The organism is Pseudoduganella ginsengisoli (genome assembly GCF_009720865.1).
GTDB lineage: Bacteria > Pseudomonadota > Gammaproteobacteria > Burkholderiales > Burkholderiaceae_D > Rugamonas > Rugamonas ginsengisoli.
Map to the genome: position 1 here is coordinate 938,765 of NZ_WNLA01000001.1, position 20,849 is coordinate 959,613.

24 protein-coding genes are annotated in these 20,849 nt (G+C 60.0%); 11 read left to right on the forward strand and 13 right to left on the reverse strand.

Annotated elements, in window-relative coordinates; translation table 11 throughout:
- The first annotated feature begins 39 nt into the window (after nucleotides 1–39).
- Nucleotides 40–405: a VOC family protein gene (locus GM668_RS04075; RefSeq protein WP_155437597.1), complete on the forward strand. Its 366-nt coding sequence runs from the start codon at nucleotides 40–42 to the stop codon at nucleotides 403–405.
- Here the strand turns inward: GM668_RS04075 and GM668_RS04080 are convergent.
- Both GM668_RS04080 and GM668_RS04085 read right to left on the reverse strand, forming a co-directional pair.
- Nucleotides 402–803, reverse strand: coding sequence for a hypothetical protein (locus tag GM668_RS04080; RefSeq protein ID WP_155437598.1), 402 nt, complete (start codon nucleotides 801–803; stop codon nucleotides 402–404). The two genes, GM668_RS04075 and GM668_RS04080, sit on opposite strands and share 4 nt — an antisense overlap.
- A gap of 93 nt (nucleotides 804–896) precedes the next feature.
- Nucleotides 897–1,319 (reverse strand): hypothetical protein, encoded by a 423-nt coding sequence (locus GM668_RS04085; RefSeq protein ID WP_155437599.1) that lies wholly within the window; start codon nucleotides 1,317–1,319, stop codon nucleotides 897–899.
- Between the two features lie 116 nt (nucleotides 1,320–1,435).
- Here GM668_RS04085 and GM668_RS04090 point away from each other — a divergent pair, with 116 nt between their 5' ends.
- A complete protein-coding gene (locus GM668_RS04090; protein ID WP_155437600.1) occupies nucleotides 1,436–1,666 on the forward strand; it encodes a ParD-like family protein in 231 nt (76 codons plus the stop codon).
- The gene (gene map, locus GM668_RS04095) at nucleotides 1,659–2,450 is read left to right on the forward strand and encodes a type I methionyl aminopeptidase (RefSeq protein ID WP_155437601.1); all 792 of its coding nucleotides are present in this window, start codon (nucleotides 1,659–1,661) and stop codon (nucleotides 2,448–2,450) included. The genes GM668_RS04090 and map overlap by 8 nt, the downstream gene beginning before the upstream one ends.
- 58 nt (nucleotides 2,451–2,508) lie before the next feature.
- Here map and GM668_RS04100 read toward each other — a convergent pair whose 3' ends face one another.
- From GM668_RS04100 to GM668_RS04120, 5 genes are read right to left on the reverse strand one after another with little or no spacing between them, the layout of a single operon-like run.
- Nucleotides 2,509–2,835, reverse strand: a complete 327-nt coding sequence (locus GM668_RS04100; protein WP_155437602.1) for a barstar family protein — start codon at nucleotides 2,833–2,835, stop codon at nucleotides 2,509–2,511.
- Nucleotides 2,835–3,257: an ExbD/TolR family protein gene (locus tag GM668_RS04105; protein ID WP_155437603.1), complete on the reverse strand. Its 423-nt coding sequence runs from the start codon at nucleotides 3,255–3,257 to the stop codon at nucleotides 2,835–2,837. The genes GM668_RS04100 and GM668_RS04105 overlap by 1 nt, the downstream gene beginning before the upstream one ends.
- 2 nt (nucleotides 3,258–3,259) lie before the next feature.
- Nucleotides 3,260–3,955, reverse strand: coding sequence for a MotA/TolQ/ExbB proton channel family protein (locus tag GM668_RS04110; protein WP_155437604.1), 696 nt, complete (start codon nucleotides 3,953–3,955; stop codon nucleotides 3,260–3,262).
- A gap of 2 nt (nucleotides 3,956–3,957) precedes the next feature.
- Nucleotides 3,958–4,764 (reverse strand): 4-hydroxy-tetrahydrodipicolinate reductase, encoded by an 807-nt coding sequence (gene dapB, locus GM668_RS04115; protein WP_155437605.1) that lies wholly within the window; start codon nucleotides 4,762–4,764, stop codon nucleotides 3,958–3,960.
- 7 nt (nucleotides 4,765–4,771) lie between these two features.
- Complete coding sequence (locus tag GM668_RS04120; protein ID WP_155437606.1) at nucleotides 4,772–5,410, reverse strand: outer membrane protein assembly factor BamE; 639 nt, start codon at nucleotides 5,408–5,410, stop codon at nucleotides 4,772–4,774.
- A 78-nt stretch (nucleotides 5,411–5,488) separates the two neighbouring features.
- Here GM668_RS04120 and fur point away from each other — a divergent pair, with 78 nt between their 5' ends.
- Nucleotides 5,489–5,920, forward strand: coding sequence for a ferric iron uptake transcriptional regulator (gene fur / locus GM668_RS04125; RefSeq protein WP_155437607.1), 432 nt, complete (start codon nucleotides 5,489–5,491; stop codon nucleotides 5,918–5,920).
- Nucleotides 5,921–5,978: 58 nt separating this feature from the next.
- Here the strand turns inward: fur and hrcA are convergent, their stop codons facing one another.
- Nucleotides 5,979–6,995 (reverse strand): heat-inducible transcriptional repressor HrcA, encoded by a 1,017-nt coding sequence (hrcA, locus tag GM668_RS04130; protein ID WP_155437608.1) that lies wholly within the window; start codon nucleotides 6,993–6,995, stop codon nucleotides 5,979–5,981.
- Between the two features lie 75 nt (nucleotides 6,996–7,070).
- A complete protein-coding gene (locus GM668_RS04135; RefSeq protein WP_155437609.1) occupies nucleotides 7,071–7,781 on the reverse strand; it encodes an HAD family hydrolase in 711 nt (236 codons plus the stop codon).
- 60 nt (nucleotides 7,782–7,841) lie between these two features.
- Here GM668_RS04135 and GM668_RS04140 point away from each other — a divergent pair, with 60 nt between their 5' ends.
- The 3 genes from GM668_RS04140 (at nucleotide 7,842) to GM668_RS04150 (ending at nucleotide 10,591) form a co-directional block, all read left to right on the forward strand.
- Nucleotides 7,842–9,263: a metallophosphoesterase family protein gene (locus GM668_RS04140; RefSeq protein WP_229498878.1), complete on the forward strand. Its 1,422-nt coding sequence runs from the start codon at nucleotides 7,842–7,844 to the stop codon at nucleotides 9,261–9,263.
- A 129-nt stretch (nucleotides 9,264–9,392) separates the two neighbouring features.
- Entirely contained in the window at nucleotides 9,393–9,968 is a 576-nt protein-coding gene (locus tag GM668_RS04145; RefSeq protein ID WP_155437611.1) for a hypothetical protein, read from the forward strand.
- Between the two features lie 11 nt (nucleotides 9,969–9,979).
- Nucleotides 9,980–10,591: a hypothetical protein gene (locus tag GM668_RS04150; protein ID WP_155437612.1), complete on the forward strand. Its 612-nt coding sequence runs from the start codon at nucleotides 9,980–9,982 to the stop codon at nucleotides 10,589–10,591.
- A gap of 218 nt (nucleotides 10,592–10,809) precedes the next feature.
- Here GM668_RS04150 and rsmA read toward each other — a convergent pair whose 3' ends face one another.
- The 4 genes from rsmA to GM668_RS04170 are packed head-to-tail and all read right to left on the reverse strand — an operon-like array spanning nucleotide 10,810 to nucleotide 16,421.
- Entirely contained in the window at nucleotides 10,810–11,589 is a 780-nt protein-coding gene (gene rsmA / locus GM668_RS04155; RefSeq protein WP_155437613.1) for a 16S rRNA (adenine(1518)-N(6)/adenine(1519)-N(6))-dimethyltransferase RsmA, read from the reverse strand.
- A gap of 11 nt (nucleotides 11,590–11,600) precedes the next feature.
- On the reverse strand, nucleotides 11,601–12,680 hold the full coding sequence (pdxA, locus tag GM668_RS04160) for a 4-hydroxythreonine-4-phosphate dehydrogenase PdxA (protein ID WP_155437614.1): 1,080 nt from the start codon (nucleotides 12,678–12,680) through the stop codon (nucleotides 11,601–11,603).
- An 18-nt stretch (nucleotides 12,681–12,698) separates the two neighbouring features.
- Nucleotides 12,699–14,132 carry a peptidylprolyl isomerase gene (locus GM668_RS04165; RefSeq protein ID WP_229498880.1) on the reverse strand — a complete coding sequence of 478 codons (1,434 nt, stop codon included), beginning with the start codon at nucleotides 14,130–14,132 and terminating at the stop codon, nucleotides 12,699–12,701.
- Nucleotides 14,133–14,144: 12 nt separating this feature from the next.
- Nucleotides 14,145–16,421: an LPS-assembly protein LptD gene (locus GM668_RS04170; protein ID WP_155437615.1), complete on the reverse strand. Its 2,277-nt coding sequence runs from the start codon at nucleotides 16,419–16,421 to the stop codon at nucleotides 14,145–14,147.
- A 94-nt stretch (nucleotides 16,422–16,515) separates the two neighbouring features.
- On the opposite strand from GM668_RS04170, the gene GM668_RS04175 reads away from it, so the two are divergent.
- From GM668_RS04175 to GM668_RS04190, 4 genes are read left to right on the forward strand one after another with little or no spacing between them, the layout of a single operon-like run.
- On the forward strand, nucleotides 16,516–17,565 hold the full coding sequence (locus GM668_RS04175; protein WP_155437616.1) for an aminoglycoside phosphotransferase family protein: 1,050 nt from the start codon (nucleotides 16,516–16,518) through the stop codon (nucleotides 17,563–17,565).
- A gap of 10 nt (nucleotides 17,566–17,575) precedes the next feature.
- Nucleotides 17,576–18,283 carry an N-acetylmuramate alpha-1-phosphate uridylyltransferase MurU gene (gene murU / locus GM668_RS04180; RefSeq protein ID WP_155437617.1) on the forward strand — a complete coding sequence of 236 codons (708 nt, stop codon included), beginning with the start codon at nucleotides 17,576–17,578 and terminating at the stop codon, nucleotides 18,281–18,283.
- Nucleotides 18,280–19,620 carry a Xaa-Pro aminopeptidase gene (gene pepP, locus GM668_RS04185; protein ID WP_155437618.1) on the forward strand — a complete coding sequence of 447 codons (1,341 nt, stop codon included), beginning with the start codon at nucleotides 18,280–18,282 and terminating at the stop codon, nucleotides 19,618–19,620. Before murU ends, pepP begins: the two co-directional genes overlap by 4 nt.
- Complete coding sequence (locus tag GM668_RS04190; protein WP_155437619.1) at nucleotides 19,617–20,816, forward strand: FAD-dependent monooxygenase; 1,200 nt, start codon at nucleotides 19,617–19,619, stop codon at nucleotides 20,814–20,816. The genes pepP and GM668_RS04190 overlap by 4 nt, the downstream gene beginning before the upstream one ends.
- Nucleotides 20,817–20,849 lie beyond the last annotated feature (33 nt).

Here is a 20,849-nt window from a genome sequence, read left to right on the forward strand (position 1 = left end):
GCATCATTTCTCCATTCACCCACACCACTGGAGACACCCATGATCAAAGGCTTGCGCACCGTGAAATACCCCGTCCGCGACCTGGCCAAAGCCAAGGCCTGGTACACGGAAGTATTCGGCACGGCGCCTTATTTCGACCAGCCGTTCTACGTCGGCTTTGCCATCGGCGGATTCGAATTAGGCTTGGTGCCGGACGGCGAGCCCGGTACGGCAGGCTGCTGTGCGTACTGGGGCGTCGACAACATTGAAGCGGAAGTCGAGCGCATCGTCGGGCTGGGCGCTTCCGTGCATGCGGCCATTCAAGATGTCGGCGAAGGCATCAAAGTGGCGGAACTGGCCGATCCGTTTGGCAATCTGGTCGGGCTGATTTACAACCCGCTGTTCAAAGTGGAAGATGTGCGCTAACAGACCCACACGCCGGCGGAAATGAATCCAACGATTCCCGCCGGAATATCGAGCACGAACGACAGGACGGTTCCTGTCGCAGAATATTTCAACACCCGGGCCCGATCCCGCAGGGTCCAGTCGTAAAACGGTGCAATGACCACGCCCCACTCCAGTATGCGCACTGGAATCAGGAAGATATAAACACCTAGCGGATTAATGGACATTGCCGTCATGGTTGCGTAAAAGACAGCCCCCACCACCATTCCTACCAGCGTGCGGATGCCGCCCAGCAGCCACACATTGACGCGCTTCCCATACCACGCGTTGAGAAAACGGGCGCCGGCGGTATATCCAACAAATTTAATCGCGACAAACGCTGCGTAACCCAGCTCTGGATGTGCTGCACCTGCTGGCATGTCCCTTACTCCGTGTTCGTTCAACTAAGATTCATGACCGGCTGGTTATATCGCACTTCTGTCGGGAGTCAACTTCAACCAATCCTCGCCTGATCAGCTCTTTCCCTCCGGTGAGACCAGGAAAACCGCAGTGATAGGCGTAAATCGCTGCACTGCGTCGGGCTCAAAATCACCATGCCACCGTATATGCATTTCGGTATGCACAATTTTTCCTTTCAGGCGGAATACCATCAGCATTTCGGCGTCATCAGTGGACTCGTCTTTAATCTCGTTCTGACATTCGACTCCGCTCAGCGTCAAATGTCCACACACCTCCTCCTTCGACTCGTACGGCCCAAACAGAAAAAACTCATCCCACTGGAATTTGGTCAGCTTAGCCAATTCAATTTTTTCGGCCTTCCTATCGCGCAACTCGTGCTTCAATGCCCAGCTAACTTCGCCGCTTTTCAAGTATCGATATGCCTCACCACAACCGGCCGTTGCAAGCATGAAGAGCAATGCCATCACCTTCCACATAGGCACCTCTAATTAGCAAAACAACCACAAATTAGCACATCCAGCTTTATCAGCCAAATCTTCAGACCCGTGTTAATATACGATTCATATACACAACATATACACTTTATATAGCCATGGGCATCGTAAAAATCTCCGACCAGATGCATGAAAACCTGCGCGTTGCGAGTACGGCGCTGAACCGTTCGATCAATGCGCAGGCCGAGCACTGGCTGCGTATCGGCTTGCTGGCCGAAACCAATCCTGATTTGCGCTACAGCGACATTTGCCAAATGTTGATGCGCACCGCCGCCAACGAAGGCGGCCTCACGCTGGCAGACGCCATGGCGGGAGGCGTGCATGCGTAAGAAGAAAGACAACAGCATCCTCATCAAAACCCCTGCGCAAATTGAAGAAGCGCGCGTGGCGGCGAAACTGGCCGCCGACGTGCTGACCATGATCGGCCCGCACGTTCAAGGCGGCGTCAGCACCGCGTATCTGGACAAGATCTGCCACGAATACATTGTCGATGAATTGAAAGTCACGGCAGCCAATGTCGGCTATGGAGGTTTCCCGGCGTCGATCTGCACGTCCGTCAATGAAGTGATTTGCCACGGCATTCCTTCGCCGAAGCGCATCTTGCGCGATGGCGACATCATCAATATCGACGTTGCCGTCATCAAGGATGGCTGGCATGGCGACACGAGCCGCATGTATTACGTGGGGCAGCCGTCCAAGCAGGCGGAACGCTTGGTGAAAACCACGTACCAGTCGATGTGGGCCGGCATCCGCGCCGTCAAACCCGGCGCCACCCTGGGCGACGTCGGTTATGCGATCCAAAAGCTGGCCGAGGAAGCCGGTTATTCCGTCGTACGCGATTATTGCGGCCACGGCATCGGGCTTGTGTACCACGAAGAACCGGAAGTGCGCCATTACGGCCGCCCGGGCGCGGGCATGGTGCTGCAGCCGGGCATGCTGTTTACGATTGAACCGATGATCAATGCGGGCAAACCGCAGTCGCGCCAGATGCCGGACGGTTGGACGGTCGTGACGGCGGACCGGTCACTGTCGGCCCAGTGGGAACATATGGTGGCAGTGACGGAGACGGGGTTTGATGTGTTGACGTTGGCGCCGGGGGAGCAAGCCAGCTAAGGCCATTGGCGCCGTTGGTTTGGCGCCAGGCGCCTGCGGTACCTGGCGCCATGTGAAGTTAGCGTAAAGTCAGTTTCAACGCAGGCTTTTCGCCGTAATCTTCGTACCGCTCATTGATCCCACCGATGCAGTACGTGATTTCCTCAAGGATGTCCGGCGCCGCCGCTTTCATGGCGGCGGCATCCTTGATGACGACTTCCAGCACTTCGTTCGGCTTCAAGCGGAACTTCGTCATGCCATCTTCATCGCGCAGGTACGACAGGCAGTCGACCCATGCATCCATCGTGTCGCCATAGGAATCGGGGAAGCCGAATGCAGCGCGGCATTCAGTGTGAAAAGTAGCGAAATCCTTGATTGCTGCGCCGTTCAATTCTGCGGTAGCCATTATTTTTTATCCTTCGGGTCGGTGACGAAGCCCATCTTTTCCAGGCCGCGCGCCTGCGCAGCGGCCATCACCTGGGCGACCGTTTCGTAACGGGTGTCTTTATCGGCGCGCAGCTGTAATTCCGGCTGCGGCGCCAGCTTTGCGGCATCGTTGAGGCGCTGCTCCAGCACCGGCATCGTGACCGCTTCATTGTTCCAATACAGGCTGCCGGCAGCGTCTATCGCCACCGTCACGGAGGCAGCCGGCTGCTGCGCCGCCTGCGTTTCCGCCTGCGGCAAATCCAGCTTCACTGCGCCCGTGAACGCCGGCGCGCCCAGGATGAAAATCACCAGCAGCACCAGCATCACGTCCACCATCGGCGTGACGTTAATGTCCGACATCGATTCTTTTTGCCGATGGTGATTGAATGCGCCGAACGACATGTTCAGCCTTTCAGATGGGCGCGGTCGCCCGTCGTCAGGTACGCGTGCAAGTCGTAGGCAAAGGCATCCAGCTCAGACAAGGTCAAACGGTTGATGCGGTTGAAGCCATTAAATGCCAGCACGGCGGGAATCGCCACCATCAAGCCGATGCCCGTCATGACCAGCGCTTCGCCAACCGGCCCTGCGACTTTATCGATTTGCACGGCGCCGCCGGACGACACGGCGCCCAGCGCGTGATAAATGCCCCATACCGTACCAAGCAAGCCCACGAATGGCGCCGTGGCGCCGATCGATGCCAGCAGGGTCAGGCCGCTTTCCAGTTTCATGGTGGAGCGGTGGATGGCGCCGCGCAGCACGCGCGTCACTTGTTCCGCATACCCCATTTCACCGGCCAGCGTGTGTTTGGTACCCACTGCCATTTGCGCTTCGCCCTGGCGCGCCAGCCCGACATAAATCTGTTCCGGATCGGACGCCGCCAGCGCCGCCAGGCCATCGCCGATGCTGGGGGCAGCCCAGAAGGCGTCGACCGCACGCGAAGAACGGCGCACGCGCACCGACATCAGCGCCTTGGACAGGATGAAGTACCAGCTGACCAGCGACATCGCCAGCAAAATATACGCGACGGCATGGCTCAGGGCATCGCCCTGCGCCCAGTAGCGCGCCAGGCTGAAATGGTTTTCGACCAGGCCCGTATCCATTGTTACTTCAGGTTCAGCACGTCGTACATGTCGTACAGGCCCGTGCTCTTGTCTGCCAGGAAGCGTGCCGCGCGCAGCGAACCGTGCGCATACGATACGCGGCTGCTGGACTTGTGGCTGATCTCGATGCGCTCGCCGTCACCGGCAAACAAGACCGTGTGGTCGCCAATGATGTCGCCGCCGCGCACGGTGGCAAAGCCGATCGACGATGGGTCACGCGGGCCCGTCACGCCTTCGCGCGCATAGACAGCGCACTCTTTCAAGTCGCGGCCCATGGCGTCGGCAATCACTTCGCCCATCTTCAGCGCGGTGCCGGATGGTGCATCGACCTTATGGCGGTGGTGCGCTTCAATGATTTCAATGTCATAGCCGGTGGACATCAACTTTGCCGCAAATTCCAGCAACTTCATCGTGACATTGACACCTACGCTCATGTTCGGCGCGAACATGATGGCGGTCTTTTGCGCAGCTGCCGCGATGGCGGCCTTGCCTGCGTCATCGAAACCCGTGGTGCCGATGATGACCTTGATGCCGTGCTCGGCGCAGTACTTCAAATGTTCCAGCGTGCCTTCCGGGCGCGTGAAATCAATCAGGAACTGGGCGTTAGCCAAGCCTTTAGCCAGGTCCGATTCAATGGCGACGCCGGCAGGTTTGCCGAGGAATGCAGCAGCGTCAAGGCCGATGCCTGGCGCACCCGGCACGTCCAGGGCGCCCGCCAGCACCATGTCCGGCGCGGCTTGCACAGCTTCGATCAGCATGCGGCCCATGCGGCCGCCTGCCCCTGCGATTGCGATTTTCAACTGACTCATGATGTCCTTATTTCTTTTCGATCTTCGGCGTGACGTCCACCGGCTGTGCCGGCGCTGTATCCGTCCCCGCCGGCAATGGCGCGCCTTGCGCTGGCAATACCGTCCGTTGTTCCCTCAATACTTCTTTCGCGCTTTTGGCGGGATTGGCGATCAGGGCAATGTATTCCTTCTCCGTCGGCAGATTGCCGCCGTCGAAGCGCTCCACGACGCCTTCCTTGAAGTAAACCACCACGGCGCTTTCGATGACTTCGCCATTGCCACGCGCCAGACGGAACGGGTAGTCCCAACGGTCGGCGTGGAAGATGTCCGTCAGCAGCGGCGTGCCCAGGATAAAGCGCACCTGGTCACGCGTCATGCCGACTTTGAGTTGCTGCACCATTTCCTCGGAAATGAAGTTGCCTTGCTGGATAGTCGGGCGGTACGGGGAGAAGAACCACATGAACTTTTGCAGCTGGCTGATGGTCCTTACCTGCGCGCCCTGGCTGGCGACCACGGTCGATTCTTCCTTCGTATCGGCAGCGCCCAGCTTGTTCGTGGACGCGCAGCCGCCAATGGCGAAAGCGACGCAAATCATGCCGGTAACGACGGGTACACGGCGTTTGAAACGGTGCAACAGGGACTGCGGGAAAGCCTGGGTGACGCGCATAAAGACCTCAATTCATTTGAGCATAAGTGCCAAAACACTATATGATAAAGCACTTTGCCCCCCAACCGAGTAAGAAACATGAGTAACAATCCTGCAGACCTGAAGGCAAGCGGCCTGAAAGCGACCCTGCCGCGCCTGAAGATCCTCGATATTTTCCAGAACAGCCCAGTGCGCCACCTGACGGCGGAAGATGTCTACAAGATTTTACTGGCCGACAATATGGACGTGGGGCTGGCGACGGTCTACCGTGTGCTGACCCAATTCGAGCAAGCCGGTCTGCTGCACCGTAACCATTTCGAGTCCGGCAAAGCCATTTTTGAATTGAATGCCGGCACCCACCACGACCACCTGGTGTGCCTCGATTGCGGCCGCGTGGAAGAATTCGTCGATGAAGAAATCGAAAAGCGCCAGCATTTGATCGCGGAAGAACGCGGTTTCCATATTGCGGAACACGCGCTGGCAATTTACGGCAATTGCACGAAAAAGGATTGCCCGCACCGCCCGCACTAAGCAAGGCGGCCAATAAAAAAACCGGGCAATGCCCGGTTTTTTTACGTCTTTTTACATTTTAATTGTGGCTCAGTGCATTCGACAGCAGCTTGGCCGTGATATCGACAATGGGAATCACCCGTTCATACGCCATGCGCGTCGGCCCAATGACGCCCAGCGTGCCGACGATCTTGCCATTGGCTTCGTAAGGCGCCGTCACCACGCTCATTTCATCCATCGGCACCAGGTTCGATTCGCCGCCAATGAAAATCTGTACGCCGGACGCTTTGCTGGACACGTCCAGCAATTGCATCAGCCCCGTCTTTTGCTCGAACATGTCGAACATCTGGCGCAGCGACGTCATGTTCGACGACAAGTCGCTCACGGACAGCAAGTTGCGCTCGCCGGCAATCACCATGTCTTCCGCACTTTCCGCCATGGCTTCGCTGCCCGCTTCGACGGCAACCTGCATCAGCCGGCCCATATCGCTTTGCAGCTGGCGCAACTCACCCTGCAAGCGGCTACGGATATCGTCAAACGCCAGGCCGCTGAAATGCTGGTTGATGTAATTGGCCGACTGGATCAGCTGGGCCGGCGTGTAATCCACGTCCGTCAACAGCAAGCGGTTTTGCACGTCGCCGCCCGGGCTGACGATGACCAGCAAGATGCGTTTTTCACCCAGCCGTAAAAACTCAATTTGCTGGAACACGGATTCATGGCGCGGCGTCATCACGACACCGGCAAATTGCGACAGCGACGACAGCATTTGCGCAGCATTGGCGATCAGCTTTTGCGGCTGCTGGCTTTGCAGGCGCATGCGCGCTTCGACGGAACTTTCATCGATGTGCTGCACCGTCAGCAAGGTATCGACAAAGATGCGGTAGCCGCGCGGCGTGGGAATGCGCCCTGCCGACGTATGCGGACTGGCCACGTACCCCATTTCTTCGAGGTCGGCCATGATGTTGCGGATGGTTGCCGGGGACAATTCCAGCCCTGAAATCTTCGACAGGGCGCGCGAGCCGACCGGCTGGCCGTCGGCGATATAGCGTTCCACCAGCGCTTTCAGCAGGGTTTGGGCACGGGTATCGAGTTGCATGTTTCTAAACTTCCAAGCTTACGCTGCATCGGTTTGATGCGTCTATTATGCACGCAGCCACAGGCCGTGGGGCAATCATTGTTCCAGTTGCGCTTCCAGCCACGCCAGCAATTCATCCAGTGTGGTGCAAATCGCATCCGGCACGATCCCCAAGGCGGCATGGGCCGTGCTGCCCGTGCGGTTCATCCACACGGCGCGCAGCCCGGCTTTTTGCGCACCATCCACGTCGAATTTCAAGTCATCGCCGACGTACACCGTTTCCTGAGGCGCAACACCGAGCGCTTCACACGCCGCCAGGAAGATCGACGGATCCGGCTTGGCCGTACCGAAATTGCAGGCCGCCAGCGATACCTTGAAATGGTGGGCCATCCCCACGACTTCAAGGTCTGCGTTGCCATTGGTGACCGTACCCAGCATCAACCGGTCTTTTAGCTTCAACAAGCCCGGCAACACGTCATCATATGGTGTCACAGCATTGCGGGCCGCCAGGAAGTGGCGCATGGCGCCATCGATATGGGCAACGTCTTCGCCGGCCTCTGCAAAGGCCGCTTCCAGGCCCATACGGCGCAATTGCGCCAGGTTGAAATGCAAATGAGGCTGTTGCGCCAGCAACGCCATGCGGCGCGCCCGCAACGTCTCGATGGAAAACTGTTGTGCGACCTTCGGTGCATGTTCGGCCAGCCACGCGTGCAACGTGACTTCCGCCTGGGCAATCACGGGGGCGATAGGCCACAGCGTGTCGTCGAGGTCGAACAGGATGGCTTTGATGGGCGGTGCGGGATTCATGTACGTATTGTCTCACGGTACGCCATGGTAAATTAGCGGATTACCCATATGGAGCCGCCTTTGCCTTCGCCTATTCCGTTCCGCCTGCCTGCCGCACTGCCGCCATTGGCGGCGCTGGCCTTGCTGGCCGGTTGCGCCACGCCGCCTGCCGCCAGCCCGCCGCCTGAATTCTCGGCATATGTCGTCATGGGCGAGCAAGGCGCCGCGGTAGCCCGCGTCGTGACCAGCGCCGCGAACTGCCCGGCGCTGGCGTCCGATGGCAAGGCGCTGGCAATGACGGTGCGCGCGCTGCCCGCCACGCTGGCGCAGCGTCCCACCGCGTCGAAACCGGAAGACAGCAAGGCATCGGTCTTCCCCATGCTGACGTGCGAAGCCGTGCTCCCGGCAGGTACGGCATCGGCCAGCGTGTATGGCCAGCCATTGCCTGTGCCGCGCGCAGCGCCGCGCCGCATTGCCGTCATCGGCGACTCCGGCTGCCGCATGAAAAAGAAAGATAACGAATTCCAGGACTGTCACGACGTGCAGCAATTCCCGCTGGCCACTGTGGCAGCTGCGGCCGCCGCGTGGAAGCCGGACCTCGTCGTGCACGTGGGCGATTACCTGTACCGCGAAAATGCGTGCCCGGACGGCAAGGCGGGATGCGCGGGCAGCCCGTGGGGCTATGGCTGGGATGCATGGCACGCCGACCTGTTCCAGCCTGCCGCGCCGCTGCTGCAAGCTGCGCCGTGGGTGGTACTGCGTGGCAACCATGAAAGCTGCCAGCGGGCTGGCCAAGGCTGGTGGCGCCTGCTCGATCCGCGCCCGCTGCAGCCTGGCCGCGACTGCAACGCCGCCGCCGATGACAGCCTGGGCGACTACAGCGATCCCTACGCCGTGCCGCTGGGCGGCGATGCTCAACTGCTGGTGGTCGACTCGGCCGCCACCACGTGGAAAGGCTTCAAGCCCGGCGCCCCCGGTTTCGAACGGTACCGCGACGCGTACCGGAAACTCGATATCTTGTCGCAGCAAGCCACGTGGAACTTCGCCCTGATGCATCACCCCATCCTCGGCGTGGGCGTGGAACTCAAACCCGATGGCGGCTATTTATGGCACAAGGGCGACCTGGGCTTGCAGCAAAGTTTTGGCTCGCTCAACCCGGGCCTGCTGCCCAAGAACGTGCAAACCGTTTTATCCGGCCACGAACACCTGTGGGAACAACTGAGTTTTTCCAGCGGCCACCCAAGCCAGTTCATTGCGGGTTTTTCCGGTTCACTGGAAGACACCGTCCCAATGCCGCCCGTCTTGCCGCCGGAAGTTTTGCCCGCGCCCGGTGTCGCCATCGAACATTTCAGCACGTGGATCGACGGGTTTGGTTTCATGGGGCTGGAGCGCACGGGCCCCGGCGACTGGGACGTGACTGTGTTTGACCGGCATGGCCAGATAAAAAACCGCTGCAAGATCGCTGGCCGGCACTCCGTATGCGGCGTGGCGCAGGTAAAATAGCCGGTTTGGTCACAAGCTGTTACAAGTTCAATCTTGTGGATGCACTAGAATAGCGCCGCGCCGTTTACGCGCAAGCGCGCCACGATGCCGCCACACCCCGGCCTTCCGGCCTTTGTTTTGGAGAGTTTGATGAATAGTTTGACGATGCGTTGCGCCGCCCTCGCGCTGTGCGCGACCACGCTGGCAGCATGCGGTGGCAGCAGCGGCGGCAGTATTCCCCTCAGCGGCCAGATTTCGGGCTTGAACCGCGCAGGGCTGGTCTTGACCAACAAGGGCAAGGATTTTGCGGTGCCGGATTCGGCCTCCACGTTCCAGTTCACCGACCTGGTCGCCAGCGATTCCGAGTTTGAAATCCTCGTGAAAACCAACCCGGAAGGCCAGGTTTGCACGCCATCGAATAACAAAGGCCGCGCCAACTATTATTCATACACGCAGACCATCATCACCTGCACGACGGATCCTTACACGCTGAGCGGCACGGTCACCGGCTTGACGAACACCGGCCTGGTGCTGGCCAATGGTTCGCTGACCGTGGCCGTCGCAGCCGGCGCCAAATCGTTCACCTTCGGTAAAACCGTACCGAACAAACAGAGCTATGGCGTAACCGTGCTGTCGCAGCCAACTGGCCAGACTTGTACCGTTCAAAACGGCAGCGGCATCATGCCGATCGGCGACAAGAACGACGTCACCATCACTTGCATTTGAAAGACTATCCAATGAAAGCAATCCCTGTGCGCACCGCTGCTGCGCTGGCCATGCTGCTGGCGCTGGGCGCCTGCGGCGGCAAGGCGTCGTTTGAACTGTCCGGCACCATCGTGGATGCCTTCCGCGAACCCAAGCCGCTGGCCAATGAGGGCCTGGTGCTGGCCAATGGCGACCAGCGCCTGATCGTGCCGCTCGGCGCCACCACGTTCAAATTCCCGCAATCGATTTCGTATGGCGATACCTATGCGATCACGGTATCGCAGCAGCCGCGCCACATGAGCTGCTCGTTCGTCTCCGGTTCGGTGGGCACGGCAGGCCGCACGGCGACGATTTCCGCAGCGCTGATTTGCAACCAAAATGCTTATCCGATTGGCGGCAAAGTTCAAGGATTGGGCAGCGGCACGCTGGAGCTGGTCAATGGCACGGATAAAGTGTCGGTCACCAATGCAAACAACGCAGCCAGTGTGGACTTCACGATGCCTTCCAACGTACCGGACGGTACGGTCTATGGCGTCACGGTGCTGACGCAGCCTACTGGCCAAAAGTGCACGGTGGCCAATGGCACCGATGTGATGGGTGAAGCGGGACGCTCTAACATTATCGTTACCTGCACCAATATCTGATTAGATATTCACGAGGAGAATAATTGGTATGGCCAAAATAAATTGGCCACATATGCCGCGCCGCAGCATAATGAACCCGTCTCCTCCACTTCTTCACCAAGAATTGGATTTAGCCCGCTCCTGTAGCGGGCTTTTTTTTGCGGAAAATGTTGCAACTAGCCTCGGGGCCTGGCCCCTTTTGTACTATCGTTCGCTAGGCAAACGATAGTCAGAATCTCTCAAGCAACCGGCTTCAACAGGTTGGCCAACGCCACGTAGCCTTCCAGCGGCACGGTTTCAGGGCGGTCCGTCGGCGTGACGCCCGCTGCAATGATTTGCTCTTCCGTGAACATGCCGGACAGGCAGTTACGGATCACTTTGCGGCGCTGTGAAAACGCTTTTTGCACCACGGCTTCCAGCGTCGCTTCATCGCACGGCAGCGGATTGGCGACGGGGATCATGCGCACGATGGCGGAATCGACTTTCGGCGGCGGGTCAAATGCTTCCGGCGGCACGATAAACAGCAGCGACATGTGATAGCGCCACTGCAGCATCACGGACAAGCGGCCATACGCCTTGCTGCCCGGTTCCGCCACCATGCGCTCGACCACTTCCTTTTGCAGCATGAAGTGCTGGTCTTGCACTTGCGGCGCGTACTGCGCCAGGTGGAACAGCAGCGGGCTGGAAATGTTATACGGCAGGTTGCCCACCACGCGCAGCTTTTGCCCTTCCGGCACGGGAATCGAACCGAAGTCAAATTTCAGCGCATCGCACGAATTGACCGTCAGCTTTTCGCGCGGATATTGCTTTTCCAGCCGCGCCACCAGGTCGCGGTCCAGTTCCACCACGTGCATGTGCTTGACGGAGCGCAGCAGCAAATCCGTCATGGCAGCCAGACCCGGGCCGATTTCCACCATGGCGTCGTTGGCTTGCGGGTTGATCGATTCAATGATGTGGCCCAGGACGTGGTCATCCTGCAGGAAGTTTTGGCCGAAGCGTTTGCGTGCGATGTGTTTCATGTTCTTTAGTCTTATTGGTTGGTGCGGGCAGCGTGCACGGCATCGGCCATCGCGACTGCCGTGGCGATGGCTTCGATCATGCTGTCGCTATTGGCATGGCCCAGGCCACGGGCCGCCAGGTCCAGCGCCGTGCCATGATCGACCGACGTGCGGATCAGCGGCAAGCCCAGCGTGATATTGACGCCCCGTCCAAACGTCGCGTACTTCAGCACCGGCAAGCCCTGGTCGTGGTACATGGCCAGCACGCAGTCCGCATCTTTCAGGTACTTGTGCTGGAACAGCGTATCGGCCGGATACGGGCCGGTGGCGGCGATGCCGCGCGCCTGCGCAGCCGCAATGGCAGGTTGCACCACGTCGATATCTTCGCGCCCCAGATAGCCATTTTCACCCGCGTGCGGATTCAGACCGGCCACCAGAATGCGCGGCTGCGCGATGCCGAATTTGGTTTTCAAATCATGGTCGATGATGTCGAGGATGTCGCCCAAGCCGGCCTGCGTCAGCGCCCCGGCCACGTCTTTCAATGGCAGGTGCGTAGTGGCCAAAGCCACGCGCAGCGGCGGCGCATCGGCGGGCGCAAAAGGCTGCCCCGCCAGCATCATCACGACTTGCCGCGTGCCGGTCTTGTCGGCGAAATATTCCGTGTGGCCAGAGAATGGCACGCCCGCATCGTTGATGGTACTTTTCTGCAGCGGCGCAGTGGCCACCGCTTCAAACCAGCCAGCCTGGACGCCCTCAATGGCGGCATCGAGCGTGGCCAGCACGGCGCGGCCGTTTTCCTTATCGAGCACACCGGGCCGGACGTGGGCAGAGACGGGGATATCGATGACGGTAATGCGGTCCGGCCCGAAATGCGGCACGCCGGCATTACGCACGGCCATCATCGACAGCGAAGAAATACGGATGGCGGGATCGATGTCCGCTGCCGTCATGGCGAGAAATGCGGCATCGCCCAGCAGCACGCAATGGACTTGATCGCGCAATGCCCACGCTGCGCGGATGGCGATTTCCGGACCAATGCCGGCCGGTTCGCCAGTGGTCACGGCAATCACAGGGCGCGCTCCACGGCGCCGGGTTTGCAAATGGGCGCTCATGGAACGTTCCCTCCTTTGTTACTTGGTGTCTTTCAAGTCTTCCGCGCGGTATTCAACGTACGCGCGGTCACGCACCTCACGCTGCCAGTTTTCAGTGGCTTCTTCCAGCTTGCGCTCGCGGATCGCATTGCGGGCGGCATTGCGTTCTTTTTCCTTCGACACGTCTTCCGTCTTGCGCTCCAGGACTTCGATCAGGTGGAAGCCAAACTGGGTCTCAACCGGCTGCGACACTTCGCCGATCTTCAAGCCAGCCATGGCCGCTTCGAATTCCGGCACGGTATCGCCAGGATACAGCCAGCCCAGATCGCCGCCCTTGTTGGCCGAACCATCATTCGAGAACAGGCGCGCCAATTCTTCAAACTTGGCGGCCTTGTTGTCCAGGCGCTCTTTCAATTCCGTCAGCTTGCGCTTGGCGTCCGCGGCCGACACGGCCGGCGTCACCTTGATCAGGATGTGGCGCGCGTGCGTCTGCTGCACGGCCGCCGCAGCCTGCGCTTCGGCCACGCTGCGCTTGTCCACCAGCTTGATGATGTGGAAGCCCGACACGCTCTTCATCACTTGCGTGGTCTGGCCCGGCTTCAGCTTGGACAGCGCTTCCGCAAACACGGGCGGCAAACGGTCGGCCGTACGCCAGCCCACCTCGCCGCCCTTCAGTGCATCGGAAGCGTCCGAATACGTGGCCGCCATTTTTGCGAAGTCCGCGCCCACGCGCAGCTGGCGCATGACTTCATCGGCGCGCGCCTTGCGCTGCGCAATGACTTCTGCGGAAGCATTTTCAGGAATGCGGATCAGGATCTGCGAAATATTCATTTCAAACTGCTCGGCCGCGGCAGCCTTTTCCGCCGCGATGTGGGCATCCACTTCAGCTTCGGAAATATTGATCTTCGCGTCCACTTCATGTTCGCGCAGGCGCGTCATGATGATTTCTTCGCGAATCTCTTCGCGGAAGGCAGCAAAGGTCGTGCCTTCTTTTTCCAGCTGGTTGCGCATCTGCTGCACCGTCATTTTTTGCTGTTCGGCGATGCGGCTGATGGTGCGGTCCAATTGGCTGTCATCCACGCGCACGCCCATTTCCTTGGCCAGTTGCAGCTGCGCGCGTTCCACGATCATGCGTTCCAGGATCTGGCGCTGCAAATCCGCTTCGGAAGGCAGCTGCACGTTTTGCGCCTTCATGCGCTGCATCACGGTTTTCACGCGGTCCGTCAATTCATGGCGCGTGATGACGTCGTCATTGACCACCACGGCAATCGAATCGATCGGCGCATTGGACGTCTGGCCGACCGGCACTGGCGGCGTGAAACCTTTGCCTGGCGTTGCCGCGGCAGGCTGCGGATTGGCAGGTTTGGCAGCCTGCGCCAGCGCTTCCCCGGAAGCGCCGGCGGCAAGTGCGCACAGCAAGGCTGCGATCTTCAATTGGTGCATACGGGCATTACGCATAAAAGTGACGCTCATGTGGTTCGTGGATTAATGGCGGTTGCCGTCGTTCAGGCGCTGGTAACCGGGGATGCTGTTGCGCAGCGTTTCCAGTGAATTGCCGATGCCGAACTTGGACAGGCCGTTCAGCTCTAGCTGGAAAAAGGTCGAGGTCGACGCTTGCTTGGCCGTCGTCACGAAGCGCTGCGCGCCCATGCGGAAGACCCAGCAATCACCGTTGTATTCAAGGCCCATCAAGCCTTCAAGGATTTTCTTGTCTTTCAGCGAGTAGCTGATGCGGCCCACGCCGAACAGGCGCTGCGACAGCGGCCACTGGCTCGACAAATCAACGTTGCGGAAACCATCGTTATTGCGGGTGCCGGTGGTACTGTTGAACGTGTCGCGCAGATAGCGGTAGCCCAGGTTCGCGACCTTTTTCGGCGCCGGCATATAGTTCAGCATGAAGTTCGAGCTGACCACGTGCTTGTCCGACGGATTGTATTGTACGGCGCTGTCCACGCCCCACGCGTCAGAAATGCGGCCCTGCGCAGCCAGCAGCATGTCGGACTTGGCATCCTTGGTCGACGTGCTGGCGTCCAGCTGTACGCGCTGGTCGGCAAAATAAAAGCGCTGGCCAAACGCGAGGCGCAGGCGCTCGGCGCCGCTCTCTTCCAGGAAGCGCGACACGATGGCGGCCGTCACCTGGTTGGCGTCGCCAATGCGGTCGGAGCCGACGAAGCGGTTTTCACTGAAAATCTGCGAAAAGTTGAACGTCGACGCGGCCGTGTCGAAGTTCGGGAAATCTTTCTGGTCGTGGTACGGCGTCTTCACGTAGAACAGGCGCGGCTCCAGCGTTTGCGTGGCGGCGCGGCCAAACATGCTGGTATCGCGCTCGAACACGAGGCCGGAGTCCAGCGACATGGTCGGCACGGCGCGCGTCAGCGAATGCTCAGGCGTGTGCGTCGTCCCTTCCGTGTGCGCATCGAGCTGGTACGCGCTGGCATGCAGCTGGATTTTCGGCGTGATGAAGAAGCTGGGGCCGATGATCGGATAGCTGAGCTGCGGGATCGCCACGAAGCGGCTGCCGCGGATCGACGTCGGGTGCCAGAAGCTGGTCAGCTCACTGTCCACCGTCCAGTCAAAGCCGGCCACGTCATAGCGCGCCGCATGGAAATTGATGGCTGGCAGGCGGTCATACGGGCGCGTGACGAACAGCGACGGATCTTTGTCGGACGCCGGATCTTGCAGCACCTGGTACTTTTGCACGCGGGCCGACAAGCTCCAGTACTCGCCCCGGTAGTCGCTGCGCAATTCGCGCAGCAACTGGCGCTCCGCACTACCCGATACGGTCTTGGAAAAGTCATTCGGGTAGTTGTTGTCCGACGCGGCACGCGCATTCCAGCCAAACGTCCAATCCTTCGCAATGGCTTGCGTGTGATTGGAATTGATCATCCAGCGGTCTTTGTGCGCCTGGCTATCGTTCGGCAGGTATTCAATGAACGTGTCGCCCGCATAGCTGCCGGCATCGGTCTCGCCGATGTAGCGGCCATGGGCGCCCAGCTGGAAGCCGCGGCGCGCAATCAAGCGCGGGAACAGCGTCAAGTCGCGGTTGGGCGCGATATTGAAGTAATACGGCACCGTCAATTCAGCGCGGCCCTTGGAGCCGAAGCCGGGGATCGCCGGCAGCCAGCCGGAGCGGCGCGCGCCCGACAGCGAAAACGACAGCGCAGGCGTCCCGATCAGCGGCACGCCCTTGAAATACACGACGGTTTTACCGGCCACGCCCACGTCGCGCCCGGAGTCGAGCGTCAAGGTGGACGATTTCAAATACCAGTCCGGGTTTGGGCCCTGGCACGTGCTGTACGTGCCATCAATGACCACCGCTTCATCCTCATTGATGAAGTTGATGCGGTTGGCCTTGCCCTGCGCCTGATTCAATTCCAGCTTGTACGTCGGGTTCAGCATATAGCCTTTGCCCGATTCCAGGTTCAGCTTGACCTCATCGCCCGTGTAATAGTCGCCATAACGCCAGATGCGCACATGGCCCTGCGCTTCCACCTCGTCTTCGATCTGGCGGAAACAGGCGATATCCGCCATCACGCGGGTCTTGTCGCGCACAAGTTCGACGTTACGGTCCAGGTTCAGTTCGCGGTCCGGACGGCCCGTGATGTCTTCGGCCTGCACGATGGTAGGCGCATCCTTGTCCGTCACGTGCTGCGGACGTTGTTGTTTAGACGGAGTTTGGGCGTGACTTGTCGTTGCAGTAACAAGCGCGGTGAAGGCGAACGCCCAGCGGTGCGCGTTGGGTGGGGCTTTAAACCGGCTCATGAATGGTTGGGTCGTAACACTGGCGATTTTTTAAGGTTAATCCCTTATTATATGGGAATCTGCGACTTCAACTGCTTTTGTCAGACTTTGTTTCATGTCTTTATTGCCTAATTCATCACAAGACGCCCGTTTCGCTTCGCTGCAAGCGTGGCTCACCGCAACCGGCCTGGTCGACGTAGCCAGCGCCCGCCCCGCATCGGCCGACGCCAGCTTCCGCCGCTATTTCCGCGTCGACGTACTGCCCGACCACCAGGCCACACATGGCGCCACCCTGGTGGCCATGGACGCGCCGCCCGAGCGGGAAAACGTGCCGGCGTTCCTGAAAGTCGATCAATTGCTGCTCGATGCCGGCGTCACCGTGCCAAACGTCGTGGCGCAGGATGCGGCACAGGGTTTCGTGCTGATGTCCGACCTTGGAGTGAGCACTTACCTGCAAGTCCTGGACCACGATAATGCCGCCACCCTGTACGCGGAAGCGCTGGGCGCCCTCGTGAAAATCCAGAAAGCCAGCCAGCCGGGCGTACTGCCGGAATTCGACCGCGCGTTCATGCTGCGCGAAATGAATCTGTTCCCCGAGTGGTATATCGAAAAACACCTGGGCGTCAAACTGACGGATGCGCAAAGCGCGGAACTGCAAAAAGTGTTCGACGCCATCCTCGCCAATTGCCTGGCGCAGCAGCAGGTGTATATGCACCGCGATTACCACTCGCGCAACCTGATGTGGATGGAAGACGGCAAAAAGAACCCGGGCATCCTGGACTTCCAGGATGCCGTGTATGGCCCGATCACGTACGACGTGGCGTCGCTGCTGCGCGATGCGTACATCCAGTGGGATGAAGAACTGGTGCTCGACTGGGCGATCCGCTACTGGCAGCACGCGAAAGCCGAAGGCTTGCCAGTGCACCGCGATATCGATTCGTTCTACAAGGACATGGAATACATGGGCTTGCAGCGCCACATCAAGATCCTTGGCATCTTCTGCCGCCTCAACTACCGCGACGGCAAAGCCAATTACATGAATGATTTGCCGACCGTGATGGATTACGTGCGCAAGACCGCCAACCGCTACAAGGATTTGCGTCCGCTGGTCAAGCTGCTCGATACGCTGGAAAACAAAGCGCCTCAAGTGGGCTACACGTTCTAAAGGATCCGGCATGAAAGCAATGATCTTTGCCGCCGGCCGCGGCGAGCGTATGCGTCCGCTGACGGACACGATCCCGAAGCCCCTGCTGAAAGTGCGGGGCCGCCCGCTGATCGTGTGGCACATCCTGAACCTGGTGCGTGCCGGTATCACGGACATCGTCATCAACCACGCCCACCTGGGCCACATGATTGAAGAAGCACTCGGTGACGGCAGTAAGTATGGCGCAAAGATCCAGTATTCGCGCGAAGCGGAAGCGCTGGAAACAGCAGGCGGCATCGCGTATGCGCGCCACTTGCTGGGCGACGAACCATTCCTCGCGATTTCCGGCGATATCTATTGCCCGTACTTCGACTTCGAGCAAGTCAAGGATGTGTTGCACGACAAGGATATGTGGGGCAATCCGTACCCGGCGGAAAAGCGCGACATCGCATGGCTGTACCTGACGCCGAACCCGTGGCACAACACCAAGGGCGACTTCGCCATGAACATGTACACGCTGGCCAATACCGGCGACACGATGTACAACTTCGGCAATATCGGCGTGTACCGCCCTGAAATGTTTGACGGTATCGAACCGGGCGCCAAGGCCGGACTGGGTGCGCTGCTGCGCAAGTACGTGGACCTGGGCCAGGTGGGCGGCGAACTGTATGAAGGCGAGTGGGTCAACGTCGGCACGGTGCAGCAATTGGACGAGCTCAATGGGGGCAAACCACAATGACATGTCATCCGGCGGCGTTTGCCGCAAGGCGCACTCGCCTGCTGGAACAAATGGCGCCCGGCGCCGTGGCCGTACTGGGGACGGCGCCCGAAGTCGCGCGCAATGCCGACAGTGATTATCCTTATCGCCACGACAGCCATTTCTTTTACCTGACGGGCTTCCCGGAACCGGAAGCTGTTGTGGTCCTGGTTGCCGCGCTGGCGGACAAGCCTGCGCAGGCGCTGCTGTTTTGCCGTGAAAAAAATGCGGAGCGTGAAATCTGGGACGGTTTCCGCTATGGCCCGGAAGCGGCCCGCACCGCGTTTGGTTTTGACGCTGCGTTTGCCATTGCCGCACTCGATGCGGAAATGGCGAGGCTGCTGGCCGATGCACCTGCCGTGTATTACCCGGTGGGCCGCGACCGCAAAACCGATATGCAAGTGAAGCGCTGGCTCGATGCGGTGCGTGCGCAATCACGCGGCGGCGTGACGGCGCCCGATACGGCGCACAATCTGCTGCCGCTGCTCGATGAAATGCGCCTGTTCAAGGACGATACGGAAATCGCCACCATGCGCCGCGCGGCCGCGATTTCCGCGCAAGCCCATGCGCGCGCGATGAAGGCTACGCGGCCCGGCATGCGCGAATATGAAATCGAAGCGGAGCTGCTGCATGAGTTCCGCCGCAATGGCGCACAATCGCCTGCCTACACATCGATCGTGGCGTCGGGCGCCAATGCGTGCGTGCTGCACTATGTCGCCAACAATGATGAAATCAAGGATGGCGATCTGGTATTGATTGATGCGGGCTGCGAACTGGATGGCTATGCGTCCGACATCACGCGCACGTATCCGGCCAACGGCCGTTTCACCCCGCCGCAGCGCGCGCTGTATGAACTGGTGCTGGCGGCGCAGGCTGCCGCATTCGAAGCGATCCGTCCCGGCCAGCCTTACCAGTCCGTGCATGACGCGGCGGTGCGCGTGCTGGTGCAGGGCATGCTGGACCTGGGCTTACTCAATGGCGGCAAGCATGGCACTGTCGATGAAATCATCGCCACCAAGGCATACACGCGCTTCTATATGCACGGCACGGGGCACTGGCTGGGCATGGACGTGCACGACGTGGGCCAGTACCGCGACGTGCACACGCCGGGCAAGCCTTCGCGTCCGCTGCGCCCCGGCATGGTGTTGACGGTGGAACCGGGTATTTATGTGCGTCCTGGCGACGACGTGCCGCAGCAATACTGGAACATCGGCATCCGCATTGAAGATGATGTGCTGGTGACGAACGACGGTTACAGCATCCTCAGCGCGGGTGCACCGAAGACTGTCGATGAAATTGAACAGGCTATGGCAGCATGACTGAGTTGGTTACGGAATACGATATCGCCATTTGCGGAGCAGGCCCGGCCGGCATGGCGCTGGCGGCGCTGCTGGTCAAACGGGGCGTCACTCCTTCCCGCATTGCGTTGATCGATGCGCGCACATTGCAGCAGGCATGCAACGATCCCCGTTCACTGGCCCTGTCGTATGGCAGCCGCCAGATACTGGAAGAAATCGGCTGCTGGCCGATTCCCGCCACGGCCATCAATGAAATCCACGTCTCGCGCCGCGGCCAGTTTGGCCGCAGCATGATCACCAGCAGTGAGCACAAGTTGCCGGCGCTGGGCTATGTGACGCGCTATGGTGCGCTGGTGGCGGAACTGGGTGCAGCGTGCGAGCGGCTGGGCATTGCCGCGCTGCGTCCTGCGCTGGTGACAGCGCTGCGCGAAGCCAGCGGCCATGTGGCGCTGTACTTGGCAGAGGAGCTACCAGGCGGGCAAGCTGCGGGCAGCGACCGCGGTACTGTCGCCTGCATGCAGGCGCCGTCCCGTACGATTACAGCATCCATCGTAGTGCAGGCCGAAGGCGGCCTGTTTGGCGAACAGACCGTGAAATCCATGCTGCGCGATTACGGCCAGACCGCGATCATCGCGCAAGTGCGCGCCAGCCGTCCCGTCGCCCACCGCGCCTATGAACGCTTTACGGATGAAGGCCCGCTGGCCCTGCTGCCGCAAGACGATGAATATTCAATGGTTTGGTGCGCCACGCCGCACACGACGGAAGAATTGATGGAGCTCGATGATGCCGCGTTCCTGGAACGCCTCGGCACGGCGTTCGGTTCGCGCCTCGGCACGTTCACCAATACATCGCGCCGCGTCGCCTTCCCTCTGGGATTGAATGCAGGTGCACAAGGAACCGCGCGCATTGCCGCCATTGGCAATGCCGCGCAGACTTTGCACCCCGTGGCAGGGCAAGGATTAAATCTCGGCCTGCGCGACGCCACCGTGCTGGCGCGCCTGCTATCGCAAGGCGCCAACCCTTTCAATCTGGCGCAATTCCACGGCCAGCGCGAAAAGGACCGCTCGACCACCGTGCACCTGACCGATGCCATGGCCACGCTGTTTGCCGGCCGCTCGCCATTGCAGGCGGTGCTGGGGGCGTCGCTGGCTGCGATTGATCTGGTTAGTCCGGCCCGTGGCGTGCTGGCAGAATTGATGATGTACGGCAGACGCTAACGTTTGAGGTAGTACACGCTGATTATGTAGCTA

What these genes read in the sequence shown, in the direction of transcription:
- GM668_RS04190 (WP_155437619.1), top strand. Translation starts at nt 19,617, where the DNA reads ATGACTGAGTTGGTTACGGAATACGATATCGCCATTTGCGGAGCAGGC.
- GM668_RS04120 (WP_155437606.1), bottom strand. Translation starts at nt 5,410, where the DNA reads ATGCGCGTCACCCAGGCTTTCCCGCAGTCCCTGTTGCACCGTTTCAAA.
- GM668_RS04110 (WP_155437604.1), bottom strand. Translation starts at nt 3,955, where the DNA reads ATGGATACGGGCCTGGTCGAAAACCATTTCAGCCTGGCGCGCTACTGG.
- GM668_RS04135 (WP_155437609.1), bottom strand. Translation starts at nt 7,781, where the DNA reads ATGAATCCCGCACCGCCCATCAAAGCCATCCTGTTCGACCTCGACGAC.
- GM668_RS04100 (WP_155437602.1), bottom strand. Translation starts at nt 2,835, where the DNA reads ATGGCTACCGCAGAATTGAACGGCGCAGCAATCAAGGATTTCGCTACT.
- GM668_RS04165 (WP_229498880.1), bottom strand. Translation starts at nt 14,132, where the DNA reads ATGAGCGTCACTTTTATGCGTAATGCCCGTATGCACCAATTGAAGATC.
- map (WP_155437601.1), top strand. Translation starts at nt 1,659, where the DNA reads ATGCGTAAGAAGAAAGACAACAGCATCCTCATCAAAACCCCTGCGCAA.
- hrcA (WP_155437608.1), bottom strand. Translation starts at nt 6,995, where the DNA reads ATGCAACTCGATACCCGTGCCCAAACCCTGCTGAAAGCGCTGGTGGAA.
- dapB (WP_155437605.1), bottom strand. Translation starts at nt 4,764, where the DNA reads ATGAGTCAGTTGAAAATCGCAATCGCAGGGGCAGGCGGCCGCATGGGC.
- GM668_RS04145 (WP_155437611.1), top strand. Translation starts at nt 9,393, where the DNA reads ATGAATAGTTTGACGATGCGTTGCGCCGCCCTCGCGCTGTGCGCGACC.
- GM668_RS04090 (WP_155437600.1), top strand. Translation starts at nt 1,436, where the DNA reads ATGGGCATCGTAAAAATCTCCGACCAGATGCATGAAAACCTGCGCGTT.
- pdxA (WP_155437614.1), bottom strand. Translation starts at nt 12,680, where the DNA reads ATGAGCGCCCATTTGCAAACCCGGCGCCGTGGAGCGCGCCCTGTGATT.
- murU (WP_155437617.1), top strand. Translation starts at nt 17,576, where the DNA reads ATGAAAGCAATGATCTTTGCCGCCGGCCGCGGCGAGCGTATGCGTCCG.
- GM668_RS04075 (WP_155437597.1), top strand. Translation starts at nt 40, where the DNA reads ATGATCAAAGGCTTGCGCACCGTGAAATACCCCGTCCGCGACCTGGCC.
- GM668_RS04170 (WP_155437615.1), bottom strand. Translation starts at nt 16,421, where the DNA reads ATGAGCCGGTTTAAAGCCCCACCCAACGCGCACCGCTGGGCGTTCGCC.
- GM668_RS04085 (WP_155437599.1), bottom strand. Translation starts at nt 1,319, where the DNA reads ATGTGGAAGGTGATGGCATTGCTCTTCATGCTTGCAACGGCCGGTTGT.
- GM668_RS04175 (WP_155437616.1), top strand. Translation starts at nt 16,516, where the DNA reads ATGTCTTTATTGCCTAATTCATCACAAGACGCCCGTTTCGCTTCGCTG.
- pepP (WP_155437618.1), top strand. Translation starts at nt 18,280, where the DNA reads ATGACATGTCATCCGGCGGCGTTTGCCGCAAGGCGCACTCGCCTGCTG.
- rsmA (WP_155437613.1), bottom strand. Translation starts at nt 11,589, where the DNA reads ATGAAACACATCGCACGCAAACGCTTCGGCCAAAACTTCCTGCAGGAT.
- fur (WP_155437607.1), top strand. Translation starts at nt 5,489, where the DNA reads ATGAGTAACAATCCTGCAGACCTGAAGGCAAGCGGCCTGAAAGCGACC.
- GM668_RS04080 (WP_155437598.1), bottom strand. Translation starts at nt 803, where the DNA reads ATGCCAGCAGGTGCAGCACATCCAGAGCTGGGTTACGCAGCGTTTGTC.
- GM668_RS04105 (WP_155437603.1), bottom strand. Translation starts at nt 3,257, where the DNA reads ATGTCGTTCGGCGCATTCAATCACCATCGGCAAAAAGAATCGATGTCG.
- GM668_RS04150 (WP_155437612.1), top strand. Translation starts at nt 9,980, where the DNA reads ATGAAAGCAATCCCTGTGCGCACCGCTGCTGCGCTGGCCATGCTGCTG.